This is a genomic window from Nocardia concava NBRC 100430 (genome assembly GCF_000308815.1).
In the GTDB taxonomy this organism is placed as follows: Bacteria; Actinomycetota; Actinomycetes; order Mycobacteriales; family Mycobacteriaceae; genus Nocardia; species Nocardia concava.
In genome coordinates this window covers 12,687-30,289 of record NZ_BAFX01000024.1, presented here as the reverse complement: position 1 = coordinate 30,289, position 17,603 = coordinate 12,687, and the positions used below count along the sequence as shown (strand labels likewise).

12 protein-coding genes are annotated in these 17,603 nt (G+C 68.6%); 8 read left to right on the top strand and 4 right to left on the bottom strand.

All coding sequences use genetic code 11. The features are described from left to right. Window positions 1-45: 45 nt before the first annotated feature. On the bottom strand, window positions 46-1,467 hold the full coding sequence (locus ON43_RS06340; protein WP_040804624.1) for an FHA domain-containing protein: 1,422 nt from the start codon (window positions 1,465-1,467) through the stop codon (window positions 46-48). A 156-nt stretch (window positions 1,468-1,623) separates the two neighbouring features. Here ON43_RS06340 and ON43_RS06335 point away from each other — a divergent pair, with 156 nt between their 5' ends. The 5 genes from ON43_RS06335 to ON43_RS06315 all read left to right on the top strand — a co-directional run bounded on the left by ON43_RS06335 (window position 1,624) and on the right by ON43_RS06315 (window position 6,593). Next, window positions 1,624-3,195, top strand: coding sequence for a serine/threonine-protein kinase (locus ON43_RS06335; protein ID WP_040804623.1), 1,572 nt, complete (start codon window positions 1,624-1,626; stop codon window positions 3,193-3,195). An 82-nt stretch (window positions 3,196-3,277) separates the two neighbouring features. Then, a complete protein-coding gene (locus ON43_RS06330; protein WP_157513934.1) occupies window positions 3,278-4,504 on the top strand; it encodes a DUF7373 family lipoprotein in 1,227 nt (408 codons plus the stop codon). A gap of 11 nt (window positions 4,505-4,515) precedes the next feature. Next, window positions 4,516-5,736 carry a DUF7373 family lipoprotein gene (locus ON43_RS06325; protein ID WP_157513933.1) on the top strand — a complete coding sequence of 407 codons (1,221 nt, stop codon included), beginning with the start codon at window positions 4,516-4,518 and terminating at the stop codon, window positions 5,734-5,736. Between the two features lie 183 nt (window positions 5,737-5,919). Next, window positions 5,920-6,249, top strand: coding sequence for a WXG100 family type VII secretion target (locus ON43_RS06320; RefSeq protein WP_040804619.1), 330 nt, complete (start codon window positions 5,920-5,922; stop codon window positions 6,247-6,249). Window positions 6,250-6,290: 41 nt separating this feature from the next. Beyond that, window positions 6,291-6,593 carry a WXG100 family type VII secretion target gene (locus ON43_RS06315; RefSeq protein WP_040804689.1) on the top strand — a complete coding sequence of 101 codons (303 nt, stop codon included), beginning with the start codon at window positions 6,291-6,293 and terminating at the stop codon, window positions 6,591-6,593. Window positions 6,594-6,670: 77 nt separating this feature from the next. On the opposite strand, the gene ON43_RS06310 is transcribed toward ON43_RS06315, so the two are convergent. Next, window positions 6,671-10,702, bottom strand: coding sequence for a type VII secretion protein EccC (locus tag ON43_RS06310; RefSeq protein WP_040804617.1), 4,032 nt, complete (start codon window positions 10,700-10,702; stop codon window positions 6,671-6,673). Window positions 10,703-10,783: 81 nt separating this feature from the next. Here ON43_RS06310 and eccD point away from each other — a divergent pair, with 81 nt between their 5' ends. Beyond that, window positions 10,784-12,259 (top strand): type VII secretion integral membrane protein EccD, encoded by a 1,476-nt coding sequence (gene eccD, locus ON43_RS06305; protein ID WP_040804687.1) that lies wholly within the window; start codon window positions 10,784-10,786, stop codon window positions 12,257-12,259. A gap of 4 nt (window positions 12,260-12,263) precedes the next feature. Continuing rightward, a complete protein-coding gene (gene mycP, locus ON43_RS06300; protein WP_245568490.1) occupies window positions 12,264-13,679 on the top strand; it encodes a type VII secretion-associated serine protease mycosin in 1,416 nt (471 codons plus the stop codon). Between the two features lie 101 nt (window positions 13,680-13,780). Here the strand turns inward: mycP and eccB are convergent, their stop codons facing one another. After that, window positions 13,781-15,268: a type VII secretion protein EccB gene (eccB, locus tag ON43_RS06295; RefSeq protein ID WP_040804615.1), complete on the bottom strand. Its 1,488-nt coding sequence runs from the start codon at window positions 15,266-15,268 to the stop codon at window positions 13,781-13,783. 108 nt (window positions 15,269-15,376) lie between these two features. On the opposite strand from eccB, the gene eccE reads away from it, so the two are divergent. Continuing rightward, a complete protein-coding gene (eccE, locus tag ON43_RS06290; protein ID WP_083913197.1) occupies window positions 15,377-17,017 on the top strand; it encodes a type VII secretion protein EccE in 1,641 nt (546 codons plus the stop codon). Here the strand turns inward: eccE and ON43_RS06285 are convergent. After that, window positions 17,014-17,592: an NADPH-dependent FMN reductase gene (locus tag ON43_RS06285; RefSeq protein ID WP_040804613.1), complete on the bottom strand. Its 579-nt coding sequence runs from the start codon at window positions 17,590-17,592 to the stop codon at window positions 17,014-17,016. The two genes, eccE and ON43_RS06285, sit on opposite strands and share 4 nt — an antisense overlap. Between the last annotated feature and the right edge of the window lie 11 nt (window positions 17,593-17,603).

Sequence of the window (17,603 nt, the reverse complement as noted above, 5' to 3'; positions counted from 1 at the left end):
CCGCGATGGATTCCGGCCAAGAGCATGCCGGAATGACGAGGGGATTCAGCCGAAGGGCGGCGGCGCGACCGGCTCCAGGCGCAGGACCCGGTTGCCCAGCATGATCTCGGCGCCGGCGACCAGGACGAACGGCTGATTCGCCTGCAGCCGAATCCAATCCCGGTACCCCGGCGGCCGGACCCGGGTGCCGTTGGTGGAACCGCGGTCGACGAGGGTGATATCCCAGTTCACCAGCCGGATTTCGGCGTGCGCCCGGGACATGCCGCCGGAGCTGTCGTCGATGCGCAGCGGAATCAGCCCCGCGCGCACCGCCTCCGAGTTCTCCGGATCGCGCCCGACCACGGCGTCGGTGGCCACCATGTAGGTCATGCCGTCGTCGAGCACCAGCATGCCCAGCGGCGGGCGGATCACCTCGGCGACCTGCTGGGTCTGGTCCACCGGCATGCCGCACACCGTGCAGAAGGCGGCGCGCGGATCGCTGGGATGCGCACGCGCGCACTTGAATCCGAGCACCTTCACGGTGAGGGCGGTGGCCTTGGCGGTCTGCTCCAGCCGCCGCTGCAGATCCGGATCGGGCTTGGGTGCGGGATTGGTGCCGCTCGCCTCGCCCGACCCGCCCATCTCGGTGGGCGCGTGGTGCAGGTCGATGCCCTCGGTATCGGGATCCAGCGCCACCTCCGGCGCCACGGTGAACTCCGGATCCAGAGGCGCGGGAATCCGATTCGACGTGCGCGTCGGAATCAGATTGGGGTCCAGGGGAATCGGCTCGTCGCGCACCGGAATCGGCTCGGGTGCCACGGGAATCGGCCGGGGCTCGGGCCGACTCGACTCGAGCTGGCGATCGCGATCGGCGTCGAAGGCTGCGGTCGGCGGGGGCGGTTCCGCGCTGCGCTGCCGCGCTCCGGCCGCGCGCACCGGCCGCCGCGACACCACCGGCTCGCCCTCGAACCACACCACCGCGCCCGCCGCGGGCGCGATTCCCTCGACGAGCGAACCGATTCCGCGCGCCGGCAGCTCCGGCGGCCGCCGCCGGCTCTCGTCGATGAACAGCGCCGCGGCCCGCGCGGGCGGCTCGGCCACCCGGTCCACGGTGAACGCCGCGTCGCTGCCCCGGTAGTACTCGACCACGGATCCGGCCAGCACCGCCGTCACCGATCCGTGCAGGAAGATGGCGACGCCACCGGTCTCGGCGGTCGTGAGGATCCCGAACTCGATGGGCTCCCCCGGCGAAATCTGCTCGGCCTCCCGCATCAGCCACCGCGTGGCCTGTCGCGCCACCAGCCGTCCGGGCCCGTCCGGCGCGAGGTCGGTGGCCTCGGCGACCAGCTCCCCGAGCGCCCGAGCCGCCACGACGGCCCGTGATTCGGATGTGAGTTTCCCCCGCTCCCGGTGCGCCACCAGCACGACCGCACCCGCCACGCGGATCAGCACATGGTCGCCCGCGACGACCTCGACCTGCCGATCCATCACGGGAACCGGCCCGCGACGAACACTGAGCAGGGGTAGTTCAACACAGCCACCAGGTTACGTCTCCCCCGTCCTCGCGCCCCGCCCAGGCGATAACCGTCCAGTAAGCTCCGGCTTGCACAGCAGGCCAACGAGGAAGACCGGGGGGACAGTTCAATGGCATTGAGTCCCGGCACCGTCGTCGGCGGCTACCGGATCGTGCGCGTCCTCGGGTCGGGCGGCATGGGCACCGTCTACCTGGCCAAGCATCCGCAGTTGCCGCGCATGGACGCGCTCAAGGTGCTCTCGGCCGATCTCACCAGTAACGAGGAGTTCCGGGGCCGCTTCGAGCGCGAGGCGAATGTGGTTGCGGGCATGGACCACCCGAATATCGTCGCCGTCCACAATCGCGGCGAGGAGAACGGGCAGCTGTGGATCGCCATGCAGTATGTCGAGGGCACCGACGCCTCGGCCGAGCTGAAGCGCGATCCCGCCTCGATCCCGCCGCTGCGCGCGCTGTCCATCGTCACTCAGATCGGCCGCGGCCTGGACTACGCGCACCGCCGCGGCCTGCTGCACCGGGACGTGAAGCCCGCCAACTTCCTGCTCTCCAGCGTCGACGGCGAGGACGAGCGCGCCCTGCTGGCCGACTTCGGGGTCGCCAAGTCCACCGAGGACACCACCGAGCTCACCCAGACCGGCAGCTTCGTCGCCACCATCGCCTACGCGCCCCCGGAGCAGCTGTCCGGGCATCCGCTGGACCACCGCGCGGATATCTACAGCCTGGCCTGCGCCTTCTTCAAGCTGCTGACCGGCCGGAACCCTTATCCCGCAACGCAACCGGCACTGGTCATGATGGGCCACCTGCACGAGCCGCCGCCGCGCGCCACCGACGTCGACCCGACTCTGCCCGCCGCCCTGGATCAGGTGTTCGCACGCGCCATGGCCAAGAATCCGGCCGAGCGCTACAACTCCTGCCGTGATTTCACCGAGGCCGCGGCCGCCGCGCTGGTGCCCGGCTACATGCCGGTGTCCACCACCACCTCGCCCACCTACCCGATCCAGGTGGCCCCGCCCGGCATGTTCCGACCGGGTGGCGAAACAGTAACCGGCACAACGGCTTCCACCGCCGATCCCACCGACACCGTCCGGCTGCCCCGCAATCACAACCGCCTCTACGCCGGCATCGGCGCGGCCGTGGTCGCGGTGGCGCTCGCGGTGGGCATCGGCATAGTTGCCACCCGCTCCGGCGAATCCGACCACACGGCAACGAATTCCGTGGCCGCCACCGCGAGCGACGCCGGTCTGAGCCCGATCGACAAGGCGCGCAAGGACAATCCCGCCTTCCAGGGCAAGACCGTCACTATGGTCGACGTGACGGGTTCGTCCTTCAGCGTCAAATACAGCATCTACCTGACCGGTACCCCGCAGGCGAAGTTCCTCGAGAGCCTCGGCTTCGTCTACAACGACCAGTACCGGGCCGCCGACAACGAGACCTCGCCGCGGCCGGCCGACGGCTGGGGGTCGCTGAAGGTGCCCGACAACTCCTACATCCTCGCGGTCCGCAGCGACGAGAAGGCCGGTGGCGGTGGACTGCTCGGCCTGCCGAGCGAGATCACCAGCTCGCGCGCCGTCGTCATCCCGGTCGACGACGCGGCCACGGTGGCGGCCCTGCGGAACTGGAGCGCGGACTCCTCGCAGGCCCTGATCGGCAAGCTCGTCCCGGTGTTGCACAACCGGATCAAGTAGGGTCACGACCGTTCGTCCTCCGGGGGGGAGGGAATAGGGTGTTGGCCGGTTGTTTGCCAATGGGAGGGGAAGCATGCGGGCGATGACGAGGGCGGCCATGGCGGCCGCGCTGGCGATAGTGGTGGCGGCGACCGCCGCGTGCGGCTCGGACGACGACCCGGCCCCGGCCACCCCGGTGGAACCGGCCATCGATCTGAGCAAGCTCGACACCGGCAACCTGCCCACCGAGCCCAAGCACTACGACAAAGCCGCCGACCCGCAACTGGCCCGGATCGTGCAGGCCGAGCGGCTCGCCAACTACATCCCGCTGCCGGTCGAGGTGAATCCCGAGATCAAATACCCGGCCCCCGCGGTCAGCGCCGCGGTCCGGCCGTTCATCGACCTCGGCTCCAGCGCCATCAAATTGCGCGCCAAGGCCGATCCCGCCGCGCTTGCCGCCGCCGCACCCGGCTTCCTGTCCGGCTTCGTCACCACCGGCAGCTCCGATCCGACGCCGGATCTGTCCTACGAGTACGAGAACCTGGTGCTGATGTTCACCGACGAGGGCGCGGCCAAGGCCGCCGCACCGGCCCTCGGGCAGGTTGATTTCGACGCGATCGGGGGCAGTCGGCGGCTGGGGATCGATAAATATCCGGACGCCTTCGTCTACCTCGACACCTCGTACGACTTCAATGCCGGAGTCCGATCCTGGTATGCCACCGGCAGATTCGTCATCTTCACCTACGTCTGGGACAACGTGATGGCCGAAACCGGGGTCAGCGATCCGGCCAAGCTCACCGCGCGCGTGCAGCTCGGCCTCGACGCCATCCCGCCCGCGCTGGCGAAATTCCCCGCTATCCCGGCCGATCAGCTGACCGAACAACAGGTCGATATGGACGGCGTGCTGGGGCGCAGCCTGCCGACCGTGGCCGTGGACCAGTCCGAGCGCGGCATCCCCGGCGTCTACGACCGACACGGCGGACTCCAGCTCTTCCCCGGTGACGAAGCGGCGACGCTGTTCGAGCAAACCGGTGTGGACCGGGTGGCGTTCAACGGCGGCTCCGTCTTCCGCGCCCGCGACGCCGCCGGAGCAGCAGCGATCGTCGCCGCCCGCAGCGCGACCTCGCGTACCTTCCGGCCGGCCGAGTCACCGGTGAATCTGCCGAATGCGCAGTGCCGCAAGTACTCCGGGCCGATCAAGCTCTCGATCTCCTACTACTGCTATGTCACACACGGCCGTTACGCCGCCGAGGTGGCCGCCAATCAGCTGCTCGACGCCCAGCAACGAATCTCGGCGCAATACGCCAGGCTCGTGAACGCGGACAAGTGAGGGGGAACGCCATGCTCTCGCGGAGACTTCGAACGACCACCCTGCTCGCGATCGCAGCGGCCGCTGTGGCGGGCTGCGCCACGACCGTCGACGGTGCGGCGCATCCCGGTGAAATCGACGTCCGGACACTGGATGTCGGAAAGTACTCCACCGATCCCCTGGAGCTGCGCTACACCTACGGCCCGGGCATGGGCAACGGTTTCAACCTGGCCACGCAGCGGCTGGCCGACCACGTCGTGAACGGGGCGGACATCGATCCCGCGCTCGCCTTCGGCACCGGCGTGATCTCGATCCTCGACGCGGATCGGGCCACCAAGGTACTGGCCAAGGCCACCAAACCGGTGCTCGAAGCCGACAAGATGATGTTCGGCATCTCGGTGGGGCACAGCGAAAAACAGCCCGATCCGACCGGCAAGACACCGGCCGACAGCGCCTTCACCACGGTGACGGTCATCCAGTTCCCCGATGCCGCGACCGCCTCGAAGGCCGCCGCCGAATTGGACGAGGCCGACTTCGGCGTGGCGCCGGATCTGAATCAACGCGTCCCCTTGCCGAAATACCCGGATGCCCACGCACATTGGCGTCCCGGGGTTGCGACCCTCGGCTCGACCATTGCCCGCGGAAGTTATGTCGTGAATACCTATCTCGGCGTGAAGGATCCGGAACTGCCGCAATTGACCGCGCTCGCGGAAAAGGTCTACAACGCCCAACTGCCGCTGCTGGATTCATTGCCGGCGCTCGATCGCGAAGGTGTACTTCGGCTTCCGTACGACGCCGACGGAATGTTGCGGCGCACGTTGAACACCGATGACAATTTCGCACCCAACTTTCTCGAACAGGCCGTCGCCGACCAGCGCGGGTTTCTGAATCGAATGACCGACCAGGTTTTCTGGCGGCGGCTCGTCACCGACAGCGGCATGGACCGGTATGCCACCTCGGGGGCGAGCTATTCGGGCAGCAGCATGCTCTTCCGCACCCGCGACGCGCGGGCGGCCCGGCAGTTGGCCACCGCCATTCTCGAACACGGCTATTCCGGCGCGGCGGACACACCGGCCGGAATTCCGGACACGAAATGCGGCGAATCCACCGCCAAGAACAAGAGCAGCGTCAAGCGCTATCGATGCATGCTCAGCTATCGCGGGTACACGGCCCTGGTCGAGTCCGATCAGCTCGCCGACGTCCATCAGCGGGCGGCCGCCCAGTACGCATTGTTGGCGAATAGCACCTGGTAACCGATTTGTGAGCTTCCTCTCGCGTGGAGGTTCTCACCCCTTTGCGGTTGGCACTGGTCAGAGGCACCGATCCTTGGATAGTGTGCTGACGAATAGCTGTAACAGGGGTGGAACCGCGGGTGCGTGACCTGCGTCCAATCAGGAAGAACGGGTCGTCCCCCCGCGAAATCGAAAGGAGGCACCGTGGCCGGTGCATTCGAAGCCAGTAATGAGCTCATCCAAACCAAGGCCAAGGAGTTCCAGCAGACGCACGACATGCTGATGCACGCCATCGCCGATCTGAAGCGCGATGAGGACAGCATGGTGGCGGGTTCGAACTGGCGAGGCGGCGCGGCCGACGCGTTCAACGCGTTCATGCAGCGCTACTACTTCCAGGCCGACAAGCTCAACGACAAGTTGATGCACACCGCCGAGAACCTGATCAAGGTCGGCTCCAACTACGAGGAGCACGACAAGGACTACCAGTCCAAGGTCAACGCGCAGATCTCGAGCCTCGACCTCCCGGCCGTCTGACCGGCTCCCCCTCTTTTCGGACTTTGGCAAAGGAATTCACCATGGCAGCAATCGACGGCCAGATCATCTCCGCTCATTTCGAGGGCGTCGCCGACGGCGCGAATTCGATCATCCGCCGCGCGGAGGTCATTCGCGACCAGCTCGAGGCGTTCCACCGCAATGTCGAGGAGTTCGTGCAGAACAACTGGAAGGGTGACGCGAACGATGCGTTCGCCGACCTCCAGCGCATGTGGAACCAGCACGTCCTCCAGCTCAACACCACGTTGAACGGCGCGGCCACGCTCGTTCGGACGGGCAACGCCGAACTCCAGGCCAAGGACACCGCCCTCGCGGGCCTCTTCTGAGGTTGATCAGCGCCTGACCAGAACTTCATAGCGAACGGGCCCCGGCATCGCGCCGGGGCCCGCTGGCGTTCAGGGGGTCAGGAGTCGGATGGGGGAAGCCAGCCGGTTTGGATGAGGTCTTCGCCTGCGCGGGTGCCGTACGTGCCGCGGCCGGGGGGCATGAGGGAGGGGCGGGTGTTGCCGAAGAGGATGCCCTCGTCGCGGCTGCAGCTCATGACCAGGGAGGCGGAGTTGAGTTCCTTCAGGCGGTTGAGGGTGGCCTCGTACATGGCTCGGCCCGCGCCGCCGGAGCGGCGGGCGAGGATGACGTGGAAGCCGAGGTCTCGGGCGTGGGCCAGGTGGTCGATCAGAGCGTGCAGGGGGTTGCCGCTGGCGTTGGCGACCAGGTCGTAGTCGTCGACGATCACATACAGTTCGGGGCCGGTCCACCAGGAGCGGTCCTTGAGCTGTTGCGGGGTGACGTCGGGGCCGGGCATGCGCTGGGTGACGTAGGTGGCCAGGTCGGTCATGTTCTGGGTGAACTGGGGTGCGGTGGTGCCGTAGCCGGCGAGGTAGCCCTGGGGGACGGTGCCGAGCATGGTGCGGCGGTAGTCGCCCATGATGATGCGGGCCTGGTCGGGGGTGTTCGAGGCGCAGATGGATTGGACCAGGGAGCGCAGGACGGTGGTCTTGCCGCATTCGGAGTCGCCGATGATGACGAAGTGCTGGCTGGCGGCCAGGTCCAGATAGACCGGGGCCAGCTCGGATTCGTTGATGCCGAGGGGGAACCGCAGGCAGGCACGGCTGCGGTCCAGCTGGGACGGCCAGTCACCGGCCATGCGCAGCAGCTCTTCTCGCTGCAGCCGCTCGGGCAGCATGCGCACGGCGGGAGCGGGACGACCCGGGGTGAACCGGGTGATGGCCGAGACCGCCTGCGCCACACCGGTTCCCAGACTCGCCGGGTCGGAGTTGCCGTCGACCCGGGGCAGCGCGGTCAGCATGTGCAGCCCGTCGGCGGTCATGCCGCGACCGGGACGCCCCATGGGCACCAGTGCCGCGAACTTGCGGCCCAGGTCGGAGTCCATCGGATCGCCGAGCCGCAGTTCGATGCGCGTCCCGATCTGATCCTTGAGTGCGGGCCGCGCCTCCGCCCACCGGTTCAGCGACATGATCACGTGCACGCCGTACGAAAGGCCTTGTACCGCAAGGTTCATGACGGTTTGTTCGAGCAGTTCGAATTCCTGCCGGAACGCGCCGTAGCCGTCGATCACCAGGAACACGTCGCCGAATGGATCGGCCTGGACGCCCGCGGCCGTCTGATCACCGGCCGCGTCGACTGACCGCAGTCGCCGGAATTCGGCCATGGATTCGACGCCCAGTCGCCGGAAGCTGGCCTCGCGCCGCCGCACGATGCCCACCATCTCGGCCACGGTGCGCCGCACGGTGTCCTCTTCCATGCGGGACGCCACCGCGCCCACGTGCGGCAGGCCCTCCAGGCCGACCATGGTGCCGCCGCCGAAGTCGAGCAGATAGAACTGCACCTGTTCGGCGGTGTGGGTCAACGACATCGCCATGACCAGTGAGCGCAGCGCGGTCGACTTGCCCGACTGCGGGCCGCCGACCACCGCCGCATTGCCGCGCGAACCGGACAGGTCCACCACCATGGGGTCGCAGCGCTGATCGTAGGGCCGGTCGACAATGCCCATCGGGGCCCGCAGTGCCGCAACGGGATTCCAGTCGCCGGTGAGGATCGAGCGCGGCAGCAGCTCGTCCAGGGTCGGGGCCTCGCCGAGCGGCGGCAGCCAGATCTCGTGGGCCGGGCGGCCATGCCCGCGCACCCGCGACACCAGCATCTGCAGGTTGGAGATCTGGTCGGTGTCGGCGGGCTCCTCGATCAGCTCCGGCAGTTCGGGCGGCGGAATCCGGTCGGAGGCACGGAAATCCACGTGGCCTGCGGTGAACGGGCGTGCGGCCGTATCGATCTGGACGGACTGGGAGGTGACTGTGACCTCCCGGTACGAACCGCCACCGAGATAGGGCCCGGAGACATAAGAGGACTGGAATCGCTGGATCTCGCCGGAATCCGACTTCAGATAGCCACCACCGGGATTGTTGGGCAGGTTGTACGCGTCCGGCACGCCGAGCACCTGACGGGATTCATTGGCGGAGAAGGTCTTCAAACCGATCCGATAGGACAGGTGGCTCTCCAGCCCCTTGAGCCGCCCCTCTTCCAGCCGCTGCGAAGCGAGCAGCAGATGCACGTGCAGCGAGCGTCCCAGGCGGCCGATCATGGTGAACAGTTCGGCGAAATCCGGGTGCTGGGAGAGCAATTCGGAGAACTCGTCGAGCACCACGAACAGCGCGGGCATGGGATCCAGGTCCGCGCCCGCCGCGCGCGCCTTCTCGTATTCGGAGACATTGGCGAAATTGCCCGCCGAGCGCAGCAGTTCCTGGCGGCGGTTCATCTCACCGGCCAGCGCGTCACGCATGCGGTCGACGAGGTCGGCCTCTTCCTCGAGGTTGGTGATGATGGCCGCGACGTGCGCGACGCCTTCGAGCCCGAGGAAGGTGGCGCCACCCTTGAAGTCCACCAGCACGAAGTTCAGCTGATCCGGCGAATGCGTGGCGATGAGCGAAAGCACCAGTGTGCGAAGGAATTCCGACTTACCTGAACCGGTAGCGCCGATGCACAACCCGTGCGGGCCCATGCCGCCCTCGGCCGCCTCCTTGATATCGAGGACGACCGGCAGCCCGTCGGCCCCCACACCGAACGGCACCCGCAGCCGCTCCCGCCCGTAGCGCGGCTTCCACGCGGTCTCCGGCGTGAAAGCCCCGATATCGCCCAGGCTCAGCAGCTGCGACCAGCTCGAAATGACCTCGCCCTCTTCGCCGGTCGCGTCCGCGGTCCGCTGGGCGGCGGCCCGATAGGGCGCGAGTCGCCGCGCCGCCTGTTCGGCCTCCTTGGCGGTGATGCGGTCGATGACCGCGAAGCGCTCCATCACCCCGGAGGCTCCGCGCCCGGCGCACTCCCCGTTCTCCACCACCATCTGGATGCCCCGCGAGGCGGCCAGCCGCGGCGCGTAGCCGCACAGGTCGATGACGGTCACGCCCTCGAAGCCGGTCTCGCGCAGCGGATCTTCCTCCGCCTCGAGCAGTCCGCCGTCCACCACCAGCACGATCTGGGTCAGATTCGGATTCGGCGGCTGATTGCGCGAGTACCGAACCCGGTTGTACAGCAAGGGATTCAGATCGGCGTGCGCCTCCCGGATGGACCCGTACACCATGCGCCCGCTGCCGACCCCGTCCTGTGAATCCGGGTGCTGGGTGTGCGGCAGCCACTTGGTCCATTCCCATTCGCGGGCGGTGTCGGGCCCGCAGACCACGGCGATCAAAACCTGGTCGGGCCCCTGGAACATGGCCAGTTGCAGCAGCATGGCCCGGGTCATCTCGCGAGCCTGGGCCCGGTCCCCGGTGAGCTGCACACTGGCGAAGCCCTTCACGGCGATCGCGGTGGGCAGATCCGGCACGGTCGAGTGGGTCCGCACGAACCGCCGCAGCGAGACCGCGGCAATGGGTTCGAGCTCCTCGACGGGCCCAGTTTCCGGGGCGACCAGTCTCGTAGCAAGCCTCTGGCTACCGAGTCCGATGCGGGCGTGGCAGAAGTCCTTGTCCCCCGGCCGGCGCTCCCACATCCGGGTCGTCCCGGCCAGCATCCAGATCAATCCGGGCTCGGGATGACTCCATTCGACGGCGGCCCGCTGCTGCCCGGCCGTCTCCTCCACGTCCTTGCGCACCTGATCGAGATAGCGCAGATAGTCCTTGCGGTCCTCGTTCGCCTCGGCCGCCTTCTGCCCCTTGCCGCCCTGCCCGGCATACATCCCGACCATGGAGAACACCATCATCATCGGGAACATGAGGCTCATCGGATTGGTAGCTATGCCGCTGCCGGAGGTGATCATGAGCGCCACCATCCCGAGCATGCCGACGCCCATGACGACGGGCATGAGCTTCGAGAAGAGATTGGCCGGCACCGCCCGGGGAATCACCGGCGGCGGCTGCAGGGTCACCTCGCCACCGGGCGAGCGGGGCATCTCCCGGCGTGGACGACGTTGGAACCGAACGGTGCTCATGGCTGAAATTTCACCCATCGAATCCGTTGGACATGCGGTCTCAGTGTACGGACGGCAACCATCATGCCGTACAGTGCGGGCGTGACGCACTCGCGTACGGACCACCACCTCGATGAGCTCCGGCCGGATCCGGCTGGCACCGTCCGCGCGCCGGATCTGGCGCGAGTCACCATTCTGGCCAAGCACACCCAGGTCGATATGGCCATTCCCGTCGATGTGCCGGTGGCGCTGGTCATCCCGAGCGTGGTCGACATGGTCGATCAACACAATCGAGGCAATGACTTCGACCAGGACGGCGAACAGTTCGAGCCGCACGAGTGGGTGCTGGCCCGCATCGGGCAGCCGCCGTTCTCCAATTCGCTCAGCCTGTCAGAGCAGGGCGTGCGCGACGGGGAACTGCTCATGCTGGAGAGCGCCGAGCACATCGCGCCCACGCCGCTGTTCGACGACATCATGTACAACGTCGCCATCGCCGACGCCGACCATTTCCGGGGCTGGACCCCGCGCACGGCCCGGCTGACCGGATCGGCGCTGGCCGTGGCCATCATGCTGACCGGCTGCTTCGGCCTGCTGGCCGCGCCGACCGCGATTCCCGGCTGGGTGAGCGGGATCGTCGCGACCTTTGTGACGCTGCTGCTGGTCACCGCGAGCATGGTGCTCAGCCGCATGTACCGCGATCACGCGAGCGCGCTGGTGCTGGGCGGCTGCGCGCTGCCCACCGCGTTCAGCGCGGGCATGCTGTACGTCCCGAGCCATTACGGCTGGGCCAACGCGCTGCTCGGCGCGGTCCTGGCCGGGGCCACCGCGATTCTGGCGTGGCGGGTGAGCGGGGTGGGGCTGGGCCTGTTCATCGGCGCGACCGCGGTGGCCGTATATGCGATCCCGGCCGCCCTGGTGGGCCTGCTGACGGATCTGCCCGCGCGGGCCATCGGCGGCGGTGCGGCCGCGCTCGGACTGGCCGGATTGTCGCTGGCCCCAAGGATTTCCATGCTGCTGGCCAAGCTGCCGCTGCCGCCGGTCCCCGCCCCCGGCACCCCGATCGACCCCACCGAGGACGATCCCGACGACCACCGCGCCCTGCCCAGCCTCGAGGCGCTGCGCCTGAAATCCGAACGCGCACGCGAATATCTGGCCGGATTGGTCGCGGCCACCACCGTGGTCGTGGTGGCGGGCGCGGTCACCGCCGTGGACCCGACCGCCGACAGCCCGTACTGGCCGGGGCTGGCCTTCGCCCTGGTGTGCGCGGTGGTGCTGATGTTCCGCAGCCGCACCTACGCGGGCGCGGAGCAGGCCGTGGTGCTCATCGCGGGCGGTACGGCCATCGTGCTGCTGGTGCTCATCGGCGCGGCCCTCACCCAGCGCCAGCCGCTCACGATTTTCGGTGTGGCCCTGCTGCTTTACGCGGCGGCGCTGGTGCTGGGCATTCTGGTGCCGCGCCAGCAGGCGACGCCGCCCATGCGGCGCGCGGTGGAGCTGCTCGAATACGCTTTCGTGGCGGCGGTTGTGCCGCTGGCGTTCTGGGTGACCGATCTGTACACGCTCGTGCGCGGACTGTGACCGAGTGGGCACCAAGGGCTTTCACGCAGCGGCAGCGACACTCACGCTGGCGCTGAGCGTTTCGTTCGGGCTCGGACCCGCGCCCGGCGTCGCCTACGCCGACAGACCGCCGCCCATCGACTCGGGCCTGTTACCGCCGGGCGGTCCGGCCGTGCCGCCCACCGAGACCGAGCACCCGGCGAACTCGCCCTGCTACAGCACTCAGTCGGGCGGTGAGGGGCCGACGATTCCCGTCACCCAGCGCACCCTGGATCTGCCCGACGCGTGGCAATTCTCCCGTGGCGCAGGGCAATTGGTGGCCGTCATCGATACCGGTGTATCGCCTCATCCCCGCCTGCCGGGCCTAATCCCCGGCGGCGATTACGTGGCCGCGGGCGGCGACGGCACCGAAGATTGCGACGCACACGGCACTATTGTGGCGGGCTTGATCGCGGCCACCCAGGCCGAGGGCCAAGGCTTCGCGGGCGTCGCTCCGGAGGCGCGGATCATGACCATCCGCCAGACCAGCGCGCTGTACCAGACCAAGGGCGCGGGCAAGGAAAAAGGCCCCGACGATATGCCCGACGGCTACGGCAAGATCTCCGCGCTGGCCTCGGCCGTGCGGCGGGCCGCCGACGCGGGCGCGCGGGTCATCAATATCTCGCTCGTCGCCTGTCCCACCAGCGAACCCACCAGCGCCGAGATGGGTGCGCTGGGCGCGGCCGTGCAGTACGCGGCCGAGGCCAAGGACGCCGTGATCGTGGCCTCGGCGGGCAATACCGACACCTGCAAGGCGAGCAATCCGGGCCTGGATCCGCTGCACCCCATCGCCGATCCGTGGGATCACGTCACCTCGTATGTGGTCCCGGCCTGGTGGGACACCTACGTACTGTCCGTCGGCTCGGTGGATGCCTTCGGCCAGCCCTCCAAGTTCACCGTCCCCGGACCATGGGTAGGGGTGGCCGCGCCGGGCGAGAACGTCATCTCACTCGATCCACGCAGCAATGGTCTGACCACCGCGAAGGTCACCAACCAGGGCCAGGTGATCCCTTACAGCGGAACGAGTTTCGCCGCGCCGCAGGTATCGGGTGTGGCCGCCCTGGTGCGTGCCCGCTTCCCCGACATGCGCGCCGCCGACGTCATCAAACGCATCGAGGCCACGGCGCACGCGCCGGGCGAGGGCTGGAACCCCTACATCGGTTACGGCACAGTCGATCCCGTCGCCGCGCTCAGCGACGAGGTGCGAAACGAACTGCCGCCCAAGCTCCCCGCCGGCCCGCGCGATCAACAACTGCCACTACCGAAGCCCGCACCCCCGGCCGACAACACCCCGCGCAATGTCGCCTTGATCGGCACCGGCGTCGTGGCACTCCTACTGGTCCTCGGCTTCCTCGCCTCGTTCCCCCTGCGCCGCCGCTTCGGCGTCCACGACGAGGGCTGATCACCACCGCCGTCATTCACCCGTCATTCCGGCATGCTTTTGACCGGAATCCACAGCGGCAGGGTGGATCCCGGCCAAAAGCGCGCCGGGATGACGGGTGCTCAATTCGCGGCTGGGCTCTGCGTCTTCACCGGTTCCTTGGCCGGACTCGGATCCGGCGCCACCCCGTCGTGCGCGACCATGGCGGCCTCGCGGCTGAGCGTCGGCCCGGGCGCGAGCAGGCCGACAATCGGCCAGGGCGCGGGTTCGGGCCGCACCTTTTCGGGGTCCATGCCCAGCGCCTTGGCGGCGTCCAGATTCTTGATGCCGAAGCGAACTCCGTAGTCGGACACGAAGAACAGGCTGTCGTGACGCTGGCTGTCCGGCTCGATCCCGGTCGACTGCACATACGCCCCCGCACCCGGCTTCATGTAGAAGCTGTCCACGTTCGGCCCGCTCCCGTCGGCCTGGGCCAGCGGAACCAGCTTGGCGCGGTCGGGAATCGGCACGGCGTGCCCGGTGAGCACGGTCAGTTCGGCGTGCTTGCTGCCGTCGGAGGAATCGGCCGAATTCAGCGGCTTCCAGGTCAGGCAGTCGATGGGCTGGTCCTTGCCGTCCACCAGCGTCGGCGCCTCGTCGGGATACTTCGACACCTGCAGCGCCGAGGACACCGGCGCACCGGTCCGGTCGGCCTGCGCGATGTGGTCGTCGGCGGCCGCGGACCGGTAGGCATTGCGGATGATGTCGGCGGTCAGAGCCGACACCGGCTGCAGCCCGTCGGCGAGCACGACGTAGTACTTGCTGTCGGTGCGCACCTGCACCACGTCGCCGATGCGGTGGTCGCCGATCGGGTAACCCGGTGCGGCTCCGGCATTCTCGATGCGCGGCGCCACCAGCGGCAGGACCTCGGGAATGGCATTGAGCAGACCCTCGCTGATCGGCCGCGGTGTCTGGCCGCGCAGGTCGAGGGCGTCGACGACGGCGCGATCGTTCAGATCGATCTGGGCGCGCTCATTGTCGTAGACCAGGTAGGTGTGCTCCCGGCTCTGCACCAGCAGTGCCTTGCCCGAACCCATCGCAGATGCCTTGTCCGCCAACGTCAGATCCCCGGCGAGCACCGAGGTGGTGAGGTTGCGGCTACCGTCATTGGACAGCGCGTCGCACACCGTCCAGGTGCGGCCGTCACCACCGGTGAAGTTCAGCGAGGTCGGCGCGCCCGGAATCCCGATCAGCTGCCCGCGCGGCTTCTTGGCCAGCTCGGACTCCTTGACGGTCGCGGGCTTGGCGGCATCGCCCGCGGCCAGCCGCGCCGAGGCGATGTTCAGCGCCGGATGCACGACCCCGTCGAGCACCACGTAGACCGCGCCGGTGTCCTTGCCGATGAGGATCTTGTTGGACCCGATCTTGTCCTGCGGCCGCAGCAGGGCCAACACTCCGCAACCCGCCAGTGCGACACACGCGAGGATGAGTCCGGCGGTGAACGCGCGGGACTGGGAGCGCATGGGATCGTGCAGCATTCGCACGTCCCTGCGGACCAGGGCGTGCTCCATGCGACGGACCAGGAAGCGGTAGCCGCTCACCTGCCATCGGGTCGTGGGTTTCGAAGGCATACAACTCCCGGAAGGTCGTTGCGTTCGCCGAACACAGTACAGTTACCAGGACCTTCATTCGCGCGCGGCCACTCCTGAGGGGCCGCTATCGGGGAGCCGGGGACGACGATGACGACCGATTCCGGGGAGACGGCGGGGCGGCCGTTGCTCGGCCGGATCTCCTTCGCCAACCTGGTCTGGGCCCAGGTCGCCGGACTGGTCGTTCTGATCCTGGCCGTGATGTGCGGATTGATCTGGTGGGGTGCGCTCGCCCTCGGCATAGTGGTCGGTCTGATCCTTCTGTTACCGCTCGGCAAACGCACCGTGTCGGACTGGATCGCGACCCGCGGCCGGTTCCGGGCGCGCCGCGGCCACCCGCCCGCCGACATCATCGACTTCCGCGCCCCCGACGGCCGCTCGCTCGGGCTCTACCGCGACGGCAGCCGCGTGGTGGCCGTCGTCGAGGTACTGGCCCCCAAGGGCGGACTGACCCGCCTCGGCCGCGCCACCGTGCACTCCGCGCACCTGCTGCCGCTGCCCGAACTCGCGAAAAGCCTGAGCCAGCACGACATTCTGCTGTCCGGCATCGATATCGTCTCGCACGGCTACCGCAGCCGCTCCGGCACGCCCGCGGGCGCCATCTACGAATCGCTGCTGGGCCCGCTGCCCGCCACCGCGCACCGCACGGTCTGGCTGGCCATCGCCTTCGACCCGATCGCCTTTCCCGAGGCCGCGGCCCGGCGCGGCGGCGGGCTCACGGGCGCGTGCCGGGTGGTCACCATCGCCACCCAGCGCATCGTGCGCACCCTGGAGGACGGCGACTGCTCGGCCCGGCTGCTCACCGCGCCCGAGATCCGCCAGGCCGCCCTGCAGGTCACCGCGGGCGTGGATCCCGGTGAGCTGACCCAACACTGGCGCTACGCCGAGCTCGGCAACAGCGTGAACATCGGCGCCGCCGTGGATCCCCGGCAGCTGGCCTCCGACCTGCTGGCCCAGCTCTGGGTGCCCGCCTCGCGCGGCACCACGGTGGCGGTTCGGCTGCGGCCGGGCCGCAACGCCGAGACCGTGCGCATCGGCGCGGCCTGGCGGCTCACCGCCCGGGAGCTGCCCGAGGAGCCGGTGCAGCAGCACATGATCTCCATGAACGGCCGACACCGTGAGGGCCTGCTCGCGCATCTGCCGTTCGCGGTGCCCGGCCTGGACGACACCGTGCCCACCGAGGTCCGCGAGATCGCCGACATCGACGCCCTGCAGTTGCCGTCGGCGGGCTGCGGGCAGCTGCTCGGCTCCGACGAGGACGGCAATGGCGTCGCGATCCGCCTTGTCGGCCAGGGTATTTCGAGCGTGTACGTGGCGGGTGAGCTCTATCTCGCGCAGCAGCTCATCTTCCGCGCACTGGCCGTCGGCGAACGCATCCTGATCCGCACCGACCGGCCACATGCCTGGCACCAGCTGGTCACCACCATCGGCAATCCCGAGCGGCTCACAGTCGCCGCCGAAACCCACCAGCCCGACACCGATTTCACCGCCACCGTCGTGGACGGCGTCCTCGCCCCCGCCCCGCACGCCGGTGTCACCACCCTCTACCTCACCGGCGATCCCCTCGGCTGGCCCGCCGCCAAACCGGACCTGTCCATCCATCAGCCGGGTGCCGCCGGGAACCGAATCATCCTGCGTACCGGCACAACCGAGGTCCCGCTGACCCTCGTCTCCATCCCCCGCGAGTCCACCTATATCGGGCAGCCCCGCGCGGCGGCCTTCGCGAACTAACTTCCCGGGTACGGTTCGACGGTCCTGGCGGTGCGCAAAGCCCCTGCCCACCAGGCGAGTTGGCGCAGCATGCGCTCGGCGGCGTCGATGGCCGCGCCGTCCTGGGTGTTGCCGTCGGCGTCGAATTTCCGCTTGGCCTCGTGGAAGCTGACGGTCTCACGGACGGAGACCATGTGGATCTCGGCCACCACCTGACGCAGCTGCTCGACCGCGCGCAGCCCGCCGGACAGGCCGCCGTAGCTGACGAATCCGATTGGCTTGCCGCGCCATTCCCGCTTGACGCTGTCCAGGGCCGTCTTGAGCGAGGCCGGATAGCCGTGGTTGTACTCGGAGGTGACCGCCACGAACGCGTCGGCCGCCGCGATCCGCCGCTGAAAGGCCCGCACCTCCTCGTTCTCGGTCAGATCCGTCGGCAGCGGCGTATCGATCAGATCGATGACCCCCACCTCGAACGCCTCGTCGGCCCGCGCCTGCTTCAGAAACCAGTCCGCGACCACCGGCGCGAACCGCTTGGGCCGCACACTGGCGATGATGACCTCGAGCCGCAGCGGGGTGTCCGTCGAATATTCGGCCATGCCCGGAGCCT